17 protein-coding genes and 1 tRNA gene are annotated in these 18,482 nt (G+C 68.1%); 14 read left to right on the top strand and 4 right to left on the bottom strand.

What is annotated here, in order from left to right; all coding sequences use genetic code 11:
• Positions 1-68: 68 nt before the first annotated feature.
• Both LGM89_RS14935 and dprA read right to left on the bottom strand, forming a co-directional pair.
• On the bottom strand, positions 69-449 hold the full coding sequence (locus LGM89_RS14935) for a thioredoxin family protein (RefSeq protein WP_039353754.1): 381 nt from the start codon (positions 447-449) through the stop codon (positions 69-71).
• Positions 450-485: 36 nt separating this feature from the next.
• A complete protein-coding gene (gene dprA, locus LGM89_RS14930; protein WP_226273309.1) occupies positions 486-1,832 on the bottom strand; it encodes a DNA-processing protein DprA in 1,347 nt (448 codons plus the stop codon).
• A 185-nt stretch (positions 1,833-2,017) separates the two neighbouring features.
• On the opposite strand from dprA, the gene def reads away from it, so the two are divergent.
• The 14 genes from def (at position 2,018) to LGM89_RS14860 (ending at position 14,847) form a co-directional block, all read left to right on the top strand.
• Entirely contained in the window at positions 2,018-2,521 is a 504-nt protein-coding gene (gene def, locus LGM89_RS14925) for a peptide deformylase (RefSeq protein ID WP_089431848.1), read from the top strand.
• 34 nt (positions 2,522-2,555) lie between these two features.
• On the top strand, positions 2,556-3,539 hold the full coding sequence (gene fmt, locus LGM89_RS14920) for a methionyl-tRNA formyltransferase (RefSeq protein WP_226273308.1): 984 nt from the start codon (positions 2,556-2,558) through the stop codon (positions 3,537-3,539).
• Between the two features lie 120 nt (positions 3,540-3,659).
• Entirely contained in the window at positions 3,660-4,295 is a 636-nt protein-coding gene (locus LGM89_RS14915; RefSeq protein ID WP_226273307.1) for a LysE family translocator, read from the top strand.
• Between the two features lie 101 nt (positions 4,296-4,396).
• Positions 4,397-5,254: a zinc metalloprotease HtpX gene (htpX, locus tag LGM89_RS14910; RefSeq protein ID WP_011353570.1), complete on the top strand. Its 858-nt coding sequence runs from the start codon at positions 4,397-4,399 to the stop codon at positions 5,252-5,254.
• Between the two features lie 232 nt (positions 5,255-5,486).
• Positions 5,487-6,878, top strand: coding sequence for a 16S rRNA (cytosine(967)-C(5))-methyltransferase RsmB (gene rsmB, locus LGM89_RS14905; protein WP_226273306.1), 1,392 nt, complete (start codon positions 5,487-5,489; stop codon positions 6,876-6,878).
• Positions 6,875-7,465 (top strand): DUF4390 domain-containing protein, encoded by a 591-nt coding sequence (locus LGM89_RS14900; protein WP_039353770.1) that lies wholly within the window; start codon positions 6,875-6,877, stop codon positions 7,463-7,465. The genes rsmB and LGM89_RS14900 overlap by 4 nt, the downstream gene beginning before the upstream one ends.
• On the top strand, positions 7,455-9,869 hold the full coding sequence (gene esaS / locus LGM89_RS14895) for a sensor histidine kinase EsaS (RefSeq protein ID WP_089495849.1): 2,415 nt from the start codon (positions 7,455-7,457) through the stop codon (positions 9,867-9,869). Before LGM89_RS14900 ends, esaS begins: the two co-directional genes overlap by 11 nt.
• Positions 9,870-10,571: a response regulator transcription factor EsaR gene (esaR, locus tag LGM89_RS14890; protein ID WP_021163978.1), complete on the top strand. Its 702-nt coding sequence runs from the start codon at positions 9,870-9,872 to the stop codon at positions 10,569-10,571.
• Positions 10,572-10,632: 61 nt separating this feature from the next.
• Positions 10,633-10,708, top strand: a tRNA-Phe gene (locus LGM89_RS14885).
• A 358-nt stretch (positions 10,709-11,066) separates the two neighbouring features.
• A complete protein-coding gene (gene queC / locus LGM89_RS14880; RefSeq protein ID WP_089495848.1) occupies positions 11,067-11,801 on the top strand; it encodes a 7-cyano-7-deazaguanine synthase QueC in 735 nt (244 codons plus the stop codon).
• Between the two features lie 75 nt (positions 11,802-11,876).
• Complete coding sequence (gene queE, locus LGM89_RS14875) at positions 11,877-12,509, top strand: 7-carboxy-7-deazaguanine synthase (RefSeq protein ID WP_226207994.1); 633 nt, start codon at positions 11,877-11,879, stop codon at positions 12,507-12,509.
• An 18-nt stretch (positions 12,510-12,527) separates the two neighbouring features.
• Positions 12,528-12,980 (top strand): 6-carboxytetrahydropterin synthase QueD, encoded by a 453-nt coding sequence (queD, locus tag LGM89_RS14870; RefSeq protein ID WP_011353563.1) that lies wholly within the window; start codon positions 12,528-12,530, stop codon positions 12,978-12,980.
• Positions 12,981-13,288: 308 nt separating this feature from the next.
• The gene (locus tag LGM89_RS14865) at positions 13,289-14,074 is read left to right on the top strand and encodes an HpcH/HpaI aldolase family protein (protein WP_226273305.1); all 786 of its coding nucleotides are present in this window, start codon (positions 13,289-13,291) and stop codon (positions 14,072-14,074) included.
• Positions 14,071-14,847: a tetratricopeptide repeat protein gene (locus LGM89_RS14860; RefSeq protein WP_089495847.1), complete on the top strand. Its 777-nt coding sequence runs from the start codon at positions 14,071-14,073 to the stop codon at positions 14,845-14,847. Before LGM89_RS14865 ends, LGM89_RS14860 begins: the two co-directional genes overlap by 4 nt.
• Positions 14,848-14,946: 99 nt before the next feature.
• Here LGM89_RS14860 and rodA read toward each other — a convergent pair whose 3' ends face one another.
• The gene (gene rodA, locus LGM89_RS14855) at positions 14,947-16,095 is read right to left on the bottom strand and encodes a rod shape-determining protein RodA (RefSeq protein ID WP_226273304.1); all 1,149 of its coding nucleotides are present in this window, start codon (positions 16,093-16,095) and stop codon (positions 14,947-14,949) included.
• An 11-nt stretch (positions 16,096-16,106) separates the two neighbouring features.
• Positions 16,107-18,392, bottom strand: a complete 2,286-nt coding sequence (gene mrdA, locus LGM89_RS14850) for a penicillin-binding protein 2 (RefSeq protein WP_226273303.1) — start codon at positions 18,390-18,392, stop codon at positions 16,107-16,109.
• Between the last annotated feature and the right edge of the window lie 90 nt (positions 18,393-18,482).

Here is an 18,482-nt window from a genome sequence, read left to right as displayed (position 1 = left end):
GCGGCGGCAAGCGCCCGGCGCGGCGGGGCGCGCAAATGTGCGCTAAACCACCGGGCCGCCTCGCGAAGTCAGGCTTCGACGGCCAGGATATTGCGCAATTTCGGTGCGTGCGGCGCACCGGGTACTGCGCTCAGGTCGGACAGCATCCGCTCGACGATCGCCGCATGCGGCAGCACCGTGCCGAAGAAGCGGGCGGTGTGGGTATCTTCGATCAGGATGGTCGGGAAGTTCTCGACGTCGAGATCGTCGAGCTGGTCGGCATGCGTTTCGATGTCGATCCAGGCGAAGCAGGCGTCCGGATGCGCGTCGGCGAGCTGGTCGAAGGCCGTCCGGTAGTCGCGGCACGTGCCGCACCACTCGGCGCACAGGCAGGCGACGAGCAACGTGCCGGGATCGGCGAGGCGCTCGGCGATCCGATCCGCATCGGTGTCGAGATTCAGCGCGGGCATGGGTTTCCTTGAGTATCGTCGGCGGCCTGGCCGCCCCTATGCGGGGGAATGTAGCACGCCGTCCACGGGCGGGGTGCGCGCTGCGTCAAGCCGCGCGAAGCGTCCGCCGGGGAGGCTGGCGACGCGGCCGGCCAGTTCCAGCGCCAGCAGCGCGCGGTGCAGCACGTCGTCAGGCAGGCCGCTGTGCTCGGCGAGCCATTCGTAGGTGACGGGGCCGTATCCCAATGCGGCAAGGACGGCCTGCTCGGCGGGGGTGGCGGGCAGCGGTGGCGCCGGCGCCGGTGCGTCGTCTCGGGCGGACGCGGTGGCCGGAACGGCATCGCCATGTTGGATCACACCGGCAGCGGCACGCCGAGTGGCGGTTTCGGTTTCGCGAAGGTCGCCGGTACCCCTGCACGGATGCCCGGAACACGCCGCACCGCCCGCCGTGCCGGCTTTCGATTCTCCCAGCCCGTATTCCTCGAGTACATCGAGCGGCGCCGCCGTGAGCTTCGCGCCGTCGCGGATCAATGCGTGGCAGCCCTGCGCGAGCGGCGCATGGATCGAGCCCGGCATCGCGAACACATCGCGCCCCAGTTCGTTCGCGAGCCGCGCGGTGATCAGCGAGCCGGAGCGCGGCGCGGCCTCGACGACGAGCGCGCCGACCGCGAGCGCGGCGATCAGCCGGTTGCGCTGCGGGAAGTGGGCGGCGCGGGCCGGCGTGCCGAGCGGCCATTCCGACACGATCGCGCCGTGCGCGGCGATCTCGTGGGCGAGTGCGCGGTGCCGCGCCGGGTAGACGAGATCGGCGCCGGTCGCGATCACCGCGACCGTGCCCGACCGGCCGTCGAGCCCACCACGATGTGCGGCGGCGTCGATTCCGAGCGCGAGGCCCGACACGATCGGCAGCCCGGCGTCGGACAGTTCGCGTGCGAAGTGCGTTGCGTCGGCGAGCCCCTGCGGCGTGGCGTGACGACTGCCGACCACGGCGAGACTGCGCGCATGCAGCAGGTCGAGCCGGCCCTTTACATATAGCAGCAGTGGCGGATCGTGCAGGTCGCGCAGCCGCGGCGGGTATGCCGGATCGTTGAGCGTGACGAGCGCATTGCCTGGCGCGTCGAGCCACGCGAGCGCTGCGTCGGTGCGCGCGTCGAGATCGCCGCGCTCGCTTGCGCGCACGGCCAGGGCGGCGGCGGCGCTGGTCACGGCGGTGATGGCGTGATCGGGCGCACGCAGCAGCGCGTCCGGCGAGCCGAACGCATCGAGCAATGCCTGCAGTGCGGCGGGGGCGAGGCCGGGCGCATGCGCGAGCTGCAGCCATGCGCGCACGGCGGAGGTGGTCAGCGCGTGCGGCGACATGAGGCGCCCCTCGAATGCGGCGGCCAGCGGACCGCGTGGCGCCATGATAAAATTTTCATCATCCGAAATACTCGACAGGGCCGCGCGCGCAGGCGCCCGGCCAATTGCAGGAGGCGTGATCCGCGGCATTGATTCGCCGCGCGTCCGCCTCATCTTCATTGCATCCCGGCGGCAGCGCCAGCCGGCCGGATGGCCGATGCGGCACGCCGCTCCACCGAATACCGAACGCCATGGCTTTACTCAATATTCTTCATTACCCCGACAAGCGGCTGCACAAGGTCGCGAAGCCCGTCGACAAGGTCGACGACCGGATCCGCAAGCTCGTCGCCGACATGGCCGAGACCATGTATGCGGCGCCGGGCATTGGCCTTGCCGCCACGCAGGTCGACGTGCACGAGCGCGTGATCGTGATCGACGTCTCCGAGGAGAAGAACGAGCTGCGCGCGTTCATCAACCCGGAGATCGTGTGGTCGAGCGATGCAAAGCAGATCTATGAAGAGGGCTGCCTGTCGGTGCCCGGCATCTACGACGAAGTCGAGCGTCCCGATCATGTGCGCGTGCGTGCGCTCAACGAGCAGGGCGAGACCTTCGAACTCGATTGCGAGGGCCTGCTGGCCGTGTGCATCCAGCACGAGATGGATCACCTGATGGGCCGCGTGTTCGTCGAATACCTGTCGCCGCTCAAGCAGACGCGCATCAAGACGAAGATGAAGAAACTCGAACGCGCGATGTAACGCGCGTTCGCCCAGCCCGACCCCGAACGCTGTCATGACCCATACGTTGCGCGTAGTTTTTGCCGGCACGCCGGAATTCGCCGCGGCTGCCCTCGCCGCGATCCACGAGGCCGGTTTTCCGGTGCCGCTCGTGCTCACCCAGCCCGATCGCCCTGCCGGGCGCGGGATGAAACTGCAGGCGAGCGCGGTGAAGCGCTACGCCGTCGAGCACGGGATGCCCGTCGCGCAACCGCCGTCGCTGCGCCGCGCGGGCAAGTACCCGGCCGAGGCGGCCGACGCGATCGAGCTGCTGCGCTCGACGCCACATGACGTGATGGTGGTCGCCGCATACGGCCTGCTGCTGCCGCAGGAAGTGCTCGACATTCCGCGCGGCGGCTGCATCAACATTCACGCGTCGCTGCTGCCGCGCTGGCGCGGCGCCGCGCCGATCCACCGCGCGATCGAGGCCGGCGACGCCGAGACGGGCGTCACGCTGATGCAGATGGACATCGGCCTCGACACCGGCGCGATGATCGAGGAAGCGCGCATCGCGATCGCGCCCGACGAGACCACAGCGACGCTGCACGACCGGCTCGCCGCCGAAGGCGCGCGACTGATCGTCGACGCGCTCGTGCAGCTCGAGCGCGACGGCGTGCTGCCGGCGACGCCGCAACCGGCCGACGGCGTGACCTATGCGGAAAAGATCGGCAAGCACGAAGCGGCACTCGACTGGCGCAAGCCGGCCGACGTGCTTGCGCGCCAGGTGCGTGCGTTCGATCCGTTCCCGGGCGGCGTCGCGACGCTCGACGGCGCGGCGATCAAGCTGTGGGCAGCCGAGCCGGTGGCGGCGCGCGGCGACGCGGCGCCCGGCACGATCGTCGAAGCCGCGCCGGAAGGCGTGGTCGTCGCGTGCGGCAGTGGTGCGCTGCGCGTCACGCAGTTGCAGAAGCCGGGCGGCAAGCGGCTGCCCGCGCGCGAATTCCTGGCCGGCTCGCCGCTCGCCGCGGGCCAGCGTTTCGCGCTGACCGACGTTGCCTGACGCGGCCTGACCGCCATTCGACACGGCCTGCCGGGCGTGCGCAATCGGCCGGATGGTCGAGTCGCGCGGCGCGGCAGGCGCGCGTAGAATTTCCCTGCGCTCCCCGGTTTCGAGGTTTTCATGTTCGGCATCACCCATTTCGGCTTCTTCGTGCTGGCAGTCTTCCTGCTGAACGTCACGCCCGGCCCCGATACGGCCTATATCGTCGGCCGCAGCGTCGCGCAGGGCCGCGGCGCGGGGCTGATGTCGGCGCTGGGCATTTCGGCCGGCTGCTGCGTTCACGCGCTCGCCTGCGCATTCGGCCTGACCGCGCTGCTCGCGGCGTCGGCTGCCGCATTCACGGTGATCAAGCTGGTCGGCGCCGCCTACCTGATCTACCTGGGCGTGCGGATGATCATCGCGAAGCAGGCGGCCGAGCCGTCGGGCACGGCGGCCGCGCAAGCCGCGAAGCCGCTGCGCCAGCTGTTCATGCAGGGCTTCTGGACCAACGTGCTGAACCCGAAGGTCGTGCTGTTCTTCGTATCGTTCTTCCCGCAGTTCGTGTCGGCCGACAGCCCGCACAAGGCATGGGCGTTCCTGACCCTCGGCGGTGTGTTCGTCGCGATGAGCACGGTGTGGACCAGCCTCGTCGCGTGGGTCGCGGGCAGTGTCACGGCGCGCTTCTCCGGCAAGCCGGGCGTCAAGAAGTGGCTTGACCGCACGGTCGGCAGCGCTTTCGTCGGCCTCGGTCTTCGTCTTGCAACATCGCAACGGTGAGATTGAATTTTTCCGGCAAGACCTTATCTAACAAAACGCTTACAATTTTCCGCCGCGCCCTTTTGATGCGCGGCGGGTCCCCTGACGGATAAGGAGTGGGTATGTTCAATTGGGTCAAAACGGCGATGCTGATGGCCGCGATCACGGCCCTGTTCATCGTGATCGGCGGGATGATCGGCGGCTCGCGGGGCATGACGATCGCGCTGCTGTTCGCGCTCGGCATGAATTTCTTCTCTTACTGGTTCTCGGACAAGATGGTGCTGCGCATGTACAACGCGCAGGAAGTCGACGAGAACACGGCGCCGCAGTTCTACCGGATGGTGCGCGAGCTGGCCACGCGCGCGAACCTGCCGATGCCGCGCGTCTACCTGATCAACGAGGACGCGCCGAACGCGTTCGCAACGGGCCGCAACCCCGAGCACGCGGCAGTCGCCGCGACGACGGGCATCCTGCGCGTGCTGTCGGAGCGCGAGATGCGCGGCGTGATGGCGCACGAGCTCGCGCACGTGAAGCACCGCGACATCCTGATCTCGACGATCACCGCGACGATGGCGGGCGCGATTTCAGCCATCGCGAACTTCGCGATGTTCTTCGGCGGGCGCGACGAGAATGGCCGGCCGGCCAACCCGATCGCGGGTATCGCGGTCGCGCTGCTCGCACCGATCGCAGGCGCGTTGATCCAGATGGCGATTTCGCGGGCACGCGAGTTCGAGGCCGACCGCGGCGGCGCGCAGATTTCCGGCGATCCGCAATCGCTCGCGACCGCGCTCGACAAGATCCATCGCTATGCGGCGGGCATCCCGTTCCAGGCGGCCGAGCAGCATCCGGCCACCGCGCAGATGATGATCATGAACCCGCTGCACGGAGGCGGCCTGCAGAATCTGTTCTCGACGCACCCGGCCACCGAGGAGCGCATCGCGCGCCTGATGGAGATGGCGCGTACCGGCCGCTTCGACTAAGCCACGGCACACCGTGCGGCAGTTGCCGCGCGGGGGCCGTCACACCACCCCGCACGCTTCGCGCTGCGGGGTGTTTCATTTGCGCGTGCCGTAAAGGGGCCAAAGGGCCAGCCGCATCGCACGCTACAATGCCCGGTTTGGGATGGCAGGGCCCACGGGCGCCGCGATCCCGCCGTTTGCCGCATTGGCTTGCTGTGCCCGCTGGCCGCGTTTGTTTGCCGAATTTGCTCCGATGACACGAACCCGTTCTACCGCTCCGTCTTCTTCCGGCCGCCCGGCGCGCCTGTCCGCGCTGCATCTCGCGCCCGATTCGCTCGGCTTCGCACTCGATGCGGCCGCGCAGGCGGTCGATGCGGTGCGGCGCGGCACCGCGCTGCCGGCGGCGCTGTCGGCGGTATTCGCGCAGATGCCGTCCGGTGCACAGGCGCTCGCGCGCGGGGCGACGCAGGACGTCGCTTACCGGACGATGCGCCGCCTCGGCAGTGCGGACTGGCTGATCGGGCGGCTCATCAGCAAGGCGCCGCCCGCCTACGTGCACGCGGTGCTCGCCGGTGCGTTCGCGCTGCTGCTCGACCCGGCGGACGAGGCTGCGTATCCGGCGTTCACGGTGGTCGACCAGGCCGTGACCGTGATCGGGGCACGCCGCGAATGTGCGTTCGCGAAGGGGATGGTCAACGCGGTGCTGCGCCGTTTCCTGCGCGAGCGCGACGCGCTCGTCGCGGCGCTGCAGGACGATGTCGTCGCGCGCTGGAACTACCGCGCGTGGTGGGTCGCTTCGGTGCAGCGCGCGTGGCCCGACGCATGGCAGTCGATCCTCGCGGCCGGCGAGCGGCAAGGGCCGCTGACGCTGCGCGTGAACGCGCGCCGCGCGAGCGTCGACGCGTATCTCGATACGCTGCGCGAGAACGGGATCGACGCGACCGCGATCGGCCGGCATGCGGTGCGGCTTGCATCGGCGCTGCCGGTCGATCGCATTCCGGGGTTTGCCGATGGCGTCGTGTCGGTGCAGGACGCCGGCGCGCAGCTCGCAGCCGAATGGCTCGGTGCGCGCGACGGCATGCGCGTGCTCGACGCATGCGCGGCGCCCGGCGGCAAGACCGGCCATATTCTCGAACTCGCCGATGCGGAAGTCGTCGCGCTGGAAAGCGACGCCGCGCGTGCGGCACGGATCGGCGAGAACCTCGTGCGGCTGTCGCTCGAAGCGGACGTGCGTGTCGGCGATGCGGGTGCCCCCGACGCCTGGTACGACGGGCGCCCGTTCGACCGCATCCTCGCCGACGTGCCGTGCTCGGCGTCCGGCATCGTGCGTCGGCACCCCGACATTCGCTGGCTGCGCCGCGAGGCCGACATCCCGGCGCTCGTCGCGGAACAGCGCCGCATCCTGGCGGCGTTGTGGCCGCTCGTGAAGGCGGGCGGCGAACTGCTTTACGTGACCTGTTCGGTCTTCCCCGAGGAAGGCGAATGGCAGGCCCGCTGGTTTGAAGCGGCCTGTGAAGATGCGGTACGATTGGACGCCCCCGGCCAACTGCTGCCGGGCGGAGTGCAGGGAGGGGCGGCCGCCGGCGCACTCGACCAGAACACCGATCACGACGGATTTTTCTACGCGCGGTTTCAGAAACGGTGACGATCAAACACCTTTTTCCACTTCGGCTCGCGGCCGTCCTGATGGTCGCGTTGACGCTGTGCCTGGCTGTCGTCCGGCCGGCGCATGCCGAGTCGATCGCCGTGCAGCGCGCGTCGCTCCAGTCCGACGGAAGCGGCTGGGCGCTCGACGCACGCTTCGATTTCGAGCTGAACCCGAACCTCGAGGATGCCGTCAACAAGGGCATTCCGCTTTATTTCACGACCGACTTCGAGTTGAGCCGTGCGCGCTGGTACTGGTTCGACGAGCAGCCGGTGGCGGTGACGCAGACGATCCGCCTGTCGTTCCAGCCGCTCACGCGCGAATATCGCGTGTCGACGGGCGGCCTGCAGCTCGGTTTCCCGTCGCTGAAGGATGCGCTCGCGGTGGTCCGTCACATCACGTCGTGGCATGTGATCGACCGCAACCAGGTGCGCGCCGGTGAAACCTACACGGCATCGGTGCGGATGCAGCTCGATACGGCGCTGATGCCGAAGCCGTTCCAGGTCGATGCCGTGAACAACCGCGACTGGACGCTCGGGTCCGACTGGAAGCGCTTCAACTTCACGGTGACCGAACGTGCTAAATAAAGTGCGCCGCGCGGCCAGCGGGAAGAGCCTCCTCATTCGCGTGATCGTCTCGACCGTCGCGCTCACCGCGCTGCTGCTGCTCGTGCTGCTCGCGGCCGCGAGCGCGAACACCGAATTCTTCGACCGCTACTACTCGTGGCTGTACGCGACGAACATCGTCGTCGCGCTCGTGTTCCTGCTCGTGGTGCTCGGGCTGATCGGGATGATCGTCGTGCGCCTGAGGAAGGGCAAGTTCGGCACGCGGCTGCTCGCGAAGCTCGCGGTGTTCTTCGCGCTCGTCGGCGTGGTGCCGGGCGGGATCATCTACATCGTGTCGTACCAGTTCGTGTCGCGCAGTATCGAGTCGTGGTTCGACGTGAACGTCGAGACGGCGCTGACGGCCGGCCTGAACCTCGGCCGCGGGATGCTCGATGCTTCGCTGTCCGATCTGCAGACGAAGGCGCGGCTGATGTCCGACCAGCTCGCGAGCGTCGATGTGAACACCAACGGCACGACGCTCACGCTGCTGCGGTTGCGCGACCAGTTCGGCGTGCAGGACGCGACGATCGTCGAGCCGAGCCGCGGCGGCTCGGGTGCGGCCCCCGACCTGCATATCGTCGCGCAGGCGTCGGGCAATTTCGCGGCACTGATTCCGGACGACCTGCCGACGCCGCTGATGCTGAACCAGGCGCGCGAACACGGCGCGTACGCGGCGATCGAGGGTGAAGTCGACGGCGACCCGCGCGCGCACGGCGCGAAGGGCGCGCTGCGGTTGCGCGTCGTGCGGCCGATTCCCGATGCATCGACGTCGTTGCTGCAGCCGGCGGAACGCTTCCTGCAGCTCACGCAGCCGGTGCCGCCGACGCTTGCCCACAACGCGGACGCCGTGCAGCGCGCGTATCGCGAGTACCAGGAAAAGTCGCTCGGCCGCACGGGGCTGCGCAAGATGTACATCGGCACGCTGACGCTGGCGCTGTTCCTCGCGACCTTCATCGCGATGATGCTCGCGCTCGCGCTCGGCCAGCAGCTCGCGCGGCCGCTGTTCCTGCTCGCGCAGGGCACGAAGGAGGTCACCGAAGGCGACTACACGCCGAAGCGCGAGATCAAGACGCGCGACGAGCTGGGCTTCCTCACGCAGTCGTTCAATGCGATGACGCGTCAGTTGTCCGAGGCGCGGCTCGCGGTCGAGAAAAACCGCGTCGCGCTCGAGCATTCGAAGACGTATCTCGAGAGCATCCTCGCGAACCTGACGGCCGGCGTGTTCGTGCTCGACCGGCAGTTCCGGCTGACGACGGCCAATCGCGGCGCCGAGCGGATTTTCCGGCAGCCGTTCAACGCGCTGATCGGCACGACGCTCGACCGGATCGGCGTGGCCGCCGGGTTCGGCGCGATGGTGCGCAAGGCGTTCGCCGATCGCGAGGCGGCGTCCGACGGCGGCAGCGGCGATCGCGGCCACTGGCAGCAGCAGTTCGCGATCGAGGTGCCGGGCGAAGCCGATCCGCTGACGTTGCTCGTGCGCGGCACGCGCCTCGTGTCGACGGTCGAGGGGCAGGCCGACGATCCGCAGACGTCCGGTTACGTCGTCGTGTTCGACGACATCTCCGACGTGATTTCCGCGCAGCGTTCGGTCGCGTGGGGCGAGGTCGCGCGCCGGCTCGCGCACGAGATCAAGAATCCGTTGACGCCGATTCAGCTGTCGGCGGAGCGGCTGCAGATGAAGCTCTCCGACAAGCTCGCCCCGCCCGATGCCGATGTGCTCAAGCGCGGCGCGACGATGATCGTCAATCAGGTCGCCGCGATGAAGCGAATGGTCGACGATTTCCGCGAGTACGCGCGCACGCCGCCCGCGGTGCTCTCGAACCTGCAGTTGAACGAACTGGCGAGCGAGGTGCTCGGGCTGTACGGGGTGGGCGAAGGCAAGAGCGCGATCGTCGCCGAGCTCGCGCCGTCGCTGCCGGTGATACGCGGTGATGCGACGCAACTGCGCCAGGTGATTCACAACCTGCTGCAGAATGCGCAGGATTCGGTCGCGGAGTCGGCGCATCCGCGTGTGTTGATCGAAACCAAGACAGTAGAATATGGCGATCCCGACGCCGAGGGCAAAACGCGCGTCGCGGTACGTCTTACCGTGTCCGACAACGGGCCCGGTTTTCCGGCGCGCATCCTGACTCGCGCGTTCGAGCCTTATGTGACGACGAAGGCGAAGGGCACGGGTCTGGGGTTGGCCACGGTCAAGAAGATCGTCGATGAGCACGGTGCGCGGATCGATTTGCGCAATCGCATGCACGGCGAGACCGTCGAGGGTGCGCAGGTGTCGATCCTGTTCCTGCAGATGGCGAGCGATGCGCCAGGCGCCGAATCGGGCGTGCAGGACGGGACGGCCCCCGCCAAGACAAAAGCAAGTGAGCAGACAAAGGCAGCGTAAATGGCAACCATCCTGGTGGTAGATGATGAAATGGGCATCCGGGAATTGCTCTCGGAGATCCTCAGCGATGAAGGACACGTCGTCGAGGCGGCGGAGAACGCGCAGGCCGCGCGGGAATACCGGTTGAATCAGGCGCCCGATCTCGTGCTGCTCGATATCTGGATGCCCGATACCGACGGCGTGACGTTGCTCAAGGAGTGGGCAGCGCAGGGGCTGCTGACGATGCCCGTGATCATGATGTCCGGGCACGCGACGATCGATACGGCCGTCGAGGCGACGAAGATCGGCGCGCTCGATTTCCTCGAGAAACCCATCGCGCTGCAGAAGCTGCTGAAGTCCGTCGAGCACGGTCTCGCACGCGGTGCGGCGCCGGTGTCCGCGAACGCGGCGGCGAAGGCCGGTGCGGGGCAGGCGGCGGGGCCCGCGGCCGTTGCGTCCGCGGCTGCGCTGCCGACGCTCGGCGACGACATGGCTTCGGCACTCGGCCTCGCGGGCCAGACGGCCGCGATCCCGTTCGACATCCCGTTGCGCGAAGCGCGCGATGCGTTCGAGCGCGCGTACTTCGAATATCACCTCGCGCGCGAAAACGGCAGCATGACGCGCGTCGCGGAGAAGACGGGCCTCGAGCGCACGCACCTGTATCGCAAGCTCAAGCAGCTCGGTGTCGAGCTCGGCAAGAAGCCGTCCGAAGGCGCCGTATAAAATATTTCGTGAAAGTACTTGATCAAGTAACGAAGGGTGGATATACTTTCTCTTCTTCGTTGGCCCGGTAGCTCAGTTGGTAGAGCAGCGGATTGAAAATCCGCGTGTCGTTGGTTCGATTCCGACCCAGGCCACCAGAATTAAAACCCCAAGAATCGGAAGATTCTTGGGGTTTTTCGTTTGTGGTGGGGTTTGCGTGACCAGTGGCGTGGGATGATGTGCCCGGCAGTGTTCATGAGGGCATGATAAAATCCTTGTCCGCTCAATAACTTAGCGCATCGCTTCATGCGCACGGCAGGCTGCCAGCGTGGCGCCGCCGTGGCGCGCGGCAACGATGCCGCGCGATGGGCGGTATAAGCGCTCCGCCGCGTTCGCGGCCAATTGCGCTGCCTATACTGGTCGAGCCGGCCCAGGCCGGCACGCGTCGGGCCGCCCGGCGGCAGCCGGCCCCGGGGCGCAGCGCGACGCGAGCCTACACATTCACGGAGTATCACGGTGATTCGGACAGACGCTAAAGACGGCGCGCTCGTGTTGTTTTCCGGCGGGCAGGACTCGGCCACGTGCGTGGCATGGGCCCTCGAACGCTATCAGACGGTCGAGACGCTCGGCTTCGATTACGGCCAGCGCCACCGCGTCGAGCTCGAATGTCGCGAAGGCGTGCGCGAAGCGCTGAAGCGTGACTTTCCCGCCTGGTCGGGCCGGCTTGGCGACGATCACATGATCGACCTGTCGGTGCTCGGTGCGATCAGCGATACCGCGATGACGCGCACGATCGAGATCGAGACGGCGGCGAACGGCCTGCCGAACACGTTCGTGCCGGGCCGCAACCTGATGTTCATGACGATCGCCGCGGCGATCGCCTATCGCCGCGGGCTGCGTGTGCTGGTCGGCGGGATGTGCGAGACGGATTTCTCGGGCTATCCCGACTGCCGCGACGACACGATGAAGGCGCTGCAGGTCGCGCTGAACCTCGGGATGGATACGCGCGTCGTGCTCGAGACGCCGCTGATGTGGCTCGACAAGGCGCAAACCTGGCAGCTCGCCGAACAGCTCGGCGGCGAAGCGCTCGTCGAACTGATCCGCGTCGAGACGCACACGTGCTACGTGGGCGAGCGCGCGGAACTGCACGACTGGGGCTTCGGCTGTGGCGAATGCCCGGCCTGCAAGCTGCGCAAGCGCGGCTACGAGGCCTACCTGAAGGGCGAGCGGGTGACCGAAGCGCCGCTGTGATGCAGCGGCAACAGCAGCGCCTGGTGATTAACGGATTCTGATCGACAACGAGCGGCGCGAGCCGGACGAAGGACGATGACTTACGCGGTCAAGGAAATTTTCTACACGTTGCAGGGCGAGGGCGCGAACGCGGGCCGGCCGGCCGTGTTTTGCCGGTTCGCCGGCTGCAACCTGTGGTCGGGCCGCGAAGAGGATCGTGCGGAGGCCGTGTGCCGCTTCTGCGATACCGACTTCGTCGGCACCGACGGCGAGAACGGCGGCAAGTTCAAGGATGCCGACGCGCTCGTTGCGACGATCGCCGGCTTGTGGCCGGAGGGCGAGGCGCACCGCTTCGTCGTCTGCACGGGCGGCGAGCCGATGCTGCAGCTCGACCAGCCGCTCGTCGACGCGCTGCACGCGGCCGGCTTCGAGATCGCGATCGAGACCAACGGCTCGCTGCCGGTGCTCGAATCGATCGACTGGATCTGCGTGAGCCCGAAGGCCGACGCGCCGCTCGTCGTCACGAAGGGCAACGAGCTGAAGGTCGTGATCCCGCAGGACAACCAGCGGCTGGCCGACTACGCGAAGCTCGACTTCGAGTATTACCTCGTCCAGCCGATGGACGGCCCGTCGCGCGACCTCAATACGAAGCTCGCGATCGACTGGTGCAAGCGTCATCCGCAGTGGCGGCTGTCGATGCAGACCCACAAATATCTGAACATTCCCTGAGCCCCGGCTTTTGACATCGTGCTGATTACCCGAAAACTCGAATTCGACGCGGGCCACCGCATTCCCGACCACCGCAGCCAGTGCCGGAACCTGCATGGCCATCGCTATGTGCTCGAAGTCACGCTGCGCGGCGATCTTGTCGATACCGAGGGGGCGCCCGACCGCGGCATGGTGATGGATTTCGCCGACGTGAAGGCGCTCGCGATGGAGCACCTGGTCGGCAAGTGGGACCACGCGTTCCTGGTCTATGCGCGCGACGACGTCGTGCGCTCGTTCCTCGAGCAGATGGCCGACCACAAGACGGTCGTGATCGACCGGATTCCGACCGTCGAGAACCTCGCGGCGATCGCGTTCGACATCCTCGCGAACGTGTACGACGCGCACTACGGCGTGAACCTGCGGCTCGAACGCGTGCGCCTGTACGAAACGCCGAACTGCTGGGCCGACGTCGAGCGCCAGCCCGGCCGCTGATCCCGCCTTCCCGGCAGCCCCGCCAGCCGGTGCGGGCTGCCTGACGCCGCCCCCCGCGGCCCCCTCCCGCCTCGCTCCCCGTCCGTTTCCACATTCCGCGTAACGCCGCGCTATGATCGTTGCGTGGCGCCGAAATACGCTGTCACGCGTCATTGCGCGACCGGCGCTGTCAGATCGGCCGCCCACAACCGACCAACGTTCCAGGGCCCGGTCCCGGCGCCGCCGTGCAATGCTGCCCGGCGTGTCGCGCTCCGCTTTGCCCGTTGCTTGTCCCGTTCGATTGCCGTTCCGTCCAGGAGGCCGTATCGATGAGCACGCTCACCAATTCCCTCAAACAACGCCTGCGCGACGGCGACGAGCCGCTGTACGGCCTGTGGCTGTCGCTCGGCAGCGACTCGGCCGCGGAAGCGCTCGCGCATGCCGGCTACGACTGGCTCTGCATCGACATGGAGCACGCGCCGAACGACAGCCGCGATGTTGCATCGCAGCTGCGTGCGATCGCCGCCGCCCATCTGCCGAGCGAGCCCGTCGTGCGCGTGCCGGCGCGTGAGCCGTGGCTCGTGAAGCGCGCGCTCGATGCGGGCGCACGCACGCTGATGTTTCCCTGCATCGAGACGCTCGACGACGCCGCGCACGCGGTGCGGCTCACGCGCTATCCGTCGCCCGATTCGCCGGACGGGCTGCGCGGCGTCGCCGGCATGGTGCGCGCGGCGGCGTTCGGCATGCGTCGCGACTACGTGCAGACGGCGAATGCGCAGGTCGCGGTGATCGTGCAGATCGAATCGGCGCGCGGCGTCGACGAAGTCGAGCGGATTGCGGCGCTGCCCGGCATCGATTGCCTGTTCGTCGGCCCGGCCGATCTTGCGGCGAGCCTCGGGCACCTTGGCGACATCCGTCACCCGGACGTCGAAACCGCGATGGCGCGCGTGCTCGCGGCCGGCCGGCAGGCGGGCGTCGCGGTGGGGATCTTCGCGGGCGATACGGCTGCCGCGCGCCAGTATCGCGAGGGCGGCTACCGGATGATCACGGTGTCGGCCGACGTCAGCTGGTTGTTGCGCGCCACACGGCAGGCGCTGCAGGAGGTGCGGTCATGAGCGGTGGCGATGGCGCGTGCCGTGGGCGCGCGCAGGGTGGGTTAGGGAGGCGCCGGCAGGTCGGCGCGGTGTTCGGCCTGTGGATCGTGTGGATCGCGGCCGCCGCGCAGGGCGCGCCGCAAGCGAAGCCCGATCCGTCGCACGAGACGCAGTCGGCGGTCGCCGACTATAACGCCGGCGACTTTCGTGCGGCGCTGGTGCAGTTCCACGACGCGGCCGAGCGCGGCGACCGTCTCGCGCAATTCAACTACGCGATGATGCTGCTGACGGGCGAAGGCGTGACCGCGAACGTCGACGAAGGGCTGCGCTGGCTGAAGCGCGCGGCCGACGCGAACATGTCGCATGCGCAGTACGTATACGGCCGGATGTTCGACGACGGCGAGTTCGTCGCACGCGATCCGGCCGAAGCGCACCGCTGGTTCCTGCGAGCGGCGAAGCAGGGGCACGTGCAGGCCGAGCTGTCGCTCGCGAACCAGTTCCTCGACGGGCGCGGCACGCCGCGCGACAACCGGCAGGCGTTCACGTGGTACAAGCAGGCCGCCGACGCGGGCGAGCCGACCGCGCAGTACGTGACCGCATCGTTCTACGAGCGCGGCGGCGACGGTGTCGCGCAGAACCTCAACATCGCGCGGGCGTATTACGCGGCGGCGGCCGCGCAGGGCGACGAGACGGCCGGGCTGAAATTCAAGGAGCTGAGTGCGCGGCTGAAGGCGCAGGGGCCGGCATCGGGCGCCGGCGCGGAGCCGGGCGGGGCGCACGCGCCGCCGCCGTGAGCGGGAGCGGCGCTGCGAAGGGCCGCCGTGTTCGCCATGCACAGTGGAAAAAAACGGCGCCGAGGCGCCGTTTTTCCTGATGCGGTGCGTGCCGCGCGGTCAGCTCTTCATCAACCGCCGCTGCCGCCCGACGCTCATGATCATCCCGATCGCGATGCCGAGCGTCGTGAGCGCGGTGCCGCCATAACTCATGAATGGCAGCGGCACGCCGACGACCGGCAGCACGCCGCTCACCATCCCGATGTTGACGAACGCATAGACGAAGAACGCGAGCGTGAGCGAGCCCGCGAGCAGGCGGCCGAACAGCGTCGCGCCCTGCGCGGCGATATAGAGGCCGCGCGCGATCAGCGCCATGTACAGCGTCAGCAGCACGAGCCCGCCGACGAGCCCCCATTCCTCGGAGAACACCGCGAAGATGAAGTCGGTGTGCTTCTCCGGAATGAATTCGAGGTGCGCCTGCGTGCCTTTCAGGTAGCCCTTGCCGAGCACGCCGCCCGAGCCGATCGCGATCACGGCCTGGATCGTGTGGAAGCCCTTGCCAAGCGGATCGGAAGTCGGGTCGAGCAGCGTACACACGCGGTGCTTCTGGTAATCGTGCATCAGCGGCCACTGCACTTCGGGCTGGCAGATGCGCTCTTCGAACACGGCGATCGAGCCGACCGCGATCACGCCCGCGACGAGCACCGGCACGATCAGCTTGAACGACAGGCCGGCGAGATAGATCACGAAGAAACCGGCCGCGAACACGAGCAGGCCCGTGCCGAGGTCGGGCTGCTTCGCGATCAGCCCGACCGGTACCAGCAGGATCCCGAACGCGACGATGAAGTCGTACCAGCGCAGCCCGCCCTCACGGCGCTGGTAGTACCACGCGAGCATCAGCGGTGTCGCGATCTTGAGGATTTCCGACGGCTGGATCACGACGCCGACATTCAGCCAGCGCTTCGCGCCCTTCTTGGTCATCCCGAACAGCGCGACCGCAATCAATAGCGCGACCCCGAACGTGTAGAGCGGGACCGCGAAGCGCATCAGCGTCGTGGGCGGGATGTTGGCGATCACCCACATCAGCCCGAACGTCAGCAGGATGTTGCGCAACTGGTCCTCGACGCGGCCCGGCATGTCGATCGCCGCGCTGTACAGCGTGACGATGCCGACGCACAGCAGCAGGAACACGATGAGGGCGAGCGGGCGGTCGAAGCCCGCGAACATCTGCTTGATCTTGTCGAGCCAGGCGCGCTTGTCGAATTGCATGCCTTTCTCCGTTAATGAGCGGTGCCGGCGTCCGCCGCCTTCGCGGGGGCCGTTGCACGGTGATTGTCGTCGCGCGGCGTGGCGACGAGCGGCTGCGCATCGCTGGCGGGCCGGCGTGGCCGGTGCGGGCGCCTGATCGGCGGCAGGCTCGCGGCCCTCGGCGCAGCGGCACTGGCGCTGGCCGGCGGGGCAGCGCTGGCGCTCGCGGCAGCCGCAGCTTCGGAGGCGGCCGCGGCCGATGCCGCTTCCGCCGCGCTGGCCGCGGTCGGCACGACCGGCTGCGGCAGCGCGGTGAAGCCGGCGGCGACGGCAGCCGGCTTGTTCGCGTCGCCGATCACCGGTGCGTTGATGGGTTCGGTCGCCGACGCCGCGGCAGCCACGGCCGCGGCCTCGTTCTGCGGGTTCTGGCGGTCGACGAGGAAGAAGTCGAGCACGCGGCGCGCGATCGGGCCGGCGGCCTGCGCACCCCAGCCGCCGTTCTCGACAACCAGCGCGACGGCGATCTGCGGATGGTCGACCGGCGCGTACGCGATGAACAGCGCGTGGTCGCGCAGGTGCTCGGCGAGCAGGTGGCCCTTGTAGTTGGAGCCTTGCAGCGAGAACACCTGCGCGGTACCGGTCTTGCCGGCGGCGAGGTACGGCGCGCCGCGGAACACCTTGTACGCGGTGCCGGACGGGTTCTCGATCACGTTCTCCATCCCGCGCTTCACGACGTCGATGTCGGCCTGCTTGAGCGGGATCGTTTCGCTTTCCTTCGGCACGGTCAGGCGGCGCCCGCGCGTGATCGGATCCTCGACTTCCTTCACGAGGTGAGGCTTCATCACGACGCCGTTGTTCGCGAGCGTCGCGGTCGCGTGCGCGAGCTGCAGGATCGTGAACGAGTTGTAGCCCTGGCCGATCCCGAGGCTGATCGTCTCGCCGTCGAACCACTTCTGCTGCGCGGCCTTCTTGAACGCCTTCTTCTTCCAGTCGGTCGACGGCAGGATCCCGCGCGCCTCGCCCTGGATGTCGATCCCGGTGATCTGGCCGAAGCCGAACGGCTTCATGAAGTTCGCGATCGAATTCACGCCGAGGTCGCGCGCGAGCATGTAGAAGTAGGTGTCGTTCGACACCATGATCGCCTTGTTCATGTCGACCCAGCCTTGGCCCGAGCGCACGTCGTTGCGGAACGTGTGGCCGCCGAACGTGAAGTAGCCGGGATCCTGGAAGCCCCAGCCCGGCGTGCGCTTGCCGAGCGTCAGGCCGGCGAGCGCCATGAACGGCTTGTACGTCGAGCCGGGCGGGTAGGTGCCGTGCAGCGGGCGATTCAGGAGCGGCTTGTCGGTCGAGTTGTTCAGTTCGTCCCAGGTCTGCTGGTCGATGCCGTCGACGAACGAGTTCGGGTCGAAGCTCGGCGACGACACGAACGCGAGCACGTCGCCCGTCTTCGGCTCGATCGCGACCAGCGCGCCCCGCTTGCCGGCGAACGCCTGCTCGGCCACCTGCTGCAGCCCGATGTCGAGCGACAGCACGAGGTTGTTGCCGGGCGTCGCCTGCGTGCGCGACAGCGTGCGCACCGGCCGGCCGCCGGCCGTCACCTCGACTTCCTCGAAGCCCGTCAGCCCGTGCAGCTCGGTCTCGTAGCTCTGCTCGACGCCGATCTTGCCGATGTAGTCGGTGCCCTTGTAGTTGTTCGCGTCGCGGCGCGGATCGTAGTTTTCCTGATCGCTGTCGTTGTCGTCGCTCATCGCGTCGATGCGATCCTGGTCGCGCTTCGAGATCCGGCCGATGTAGCCGATCACGTGCGCGGCCGTCGTGCCGAGCGGATATTGCCGGAACAGCCGTGCGCGCACGTCGACGCCGGGGAAGCGGAAGCGCTGCGCGGTGAAGCGCGCGACTTCAGAGTCGGTGAGGCGGGTGCGGATCGGCAGGCTCTCGAAGTTCTTCGAGTCTTCCTGCAGCTTCTTGAAGCGGCGGCGGTCGCGCGCGTCGATCGGGATGATCTCGGACAGCTTGTCGATCGTGTTGTCGAGCGTGTCGTCGAGCTTCGACGGCGTGATCTCGAGCGTGTACGCCGAATAGTTCTTCGCGAGGATCACGCCGTTGCGGTCGGTGATGATCCCGCGGTTCGGCACGATCGGCGCGACGGAGATGCGGTTTTCCTCGGCCTGCAGCGCGTATTTGCCGTGCTGCATCAACTGCAGGTAGAAGAAGCGGCTCGCGAGCAGCCCGAAGCAGACGAACACGAACACGCCCGCCGCCGCGACGCGCAGGCGGAACTTCGAGAGCTGCTGTTGGGTGTCGTTGAATTCGGTCATGCGGCTAGGGTCTATCTGGCACGCGCACGCCGAGCGGGCGCGGGCGAGGTGCCGCCCCGGAACGCGGCGCGCGGCGGGCGTGGAGGCGGC

The sequence above is a fragment of the Burkholderia sp. AU31624 genome, assembly GCF_020420065.1.
Taxonomy (GTDB): Bacteria; Pseudomonadota; Gammaproteobacteria; order Burkholderiales; family Burkholderiaceae; genus Burkholderia.
Note: the sequence above shows the minus strand (reverse complement) of the source record. Positions and strands in the feature narration are given on the sequence as shown.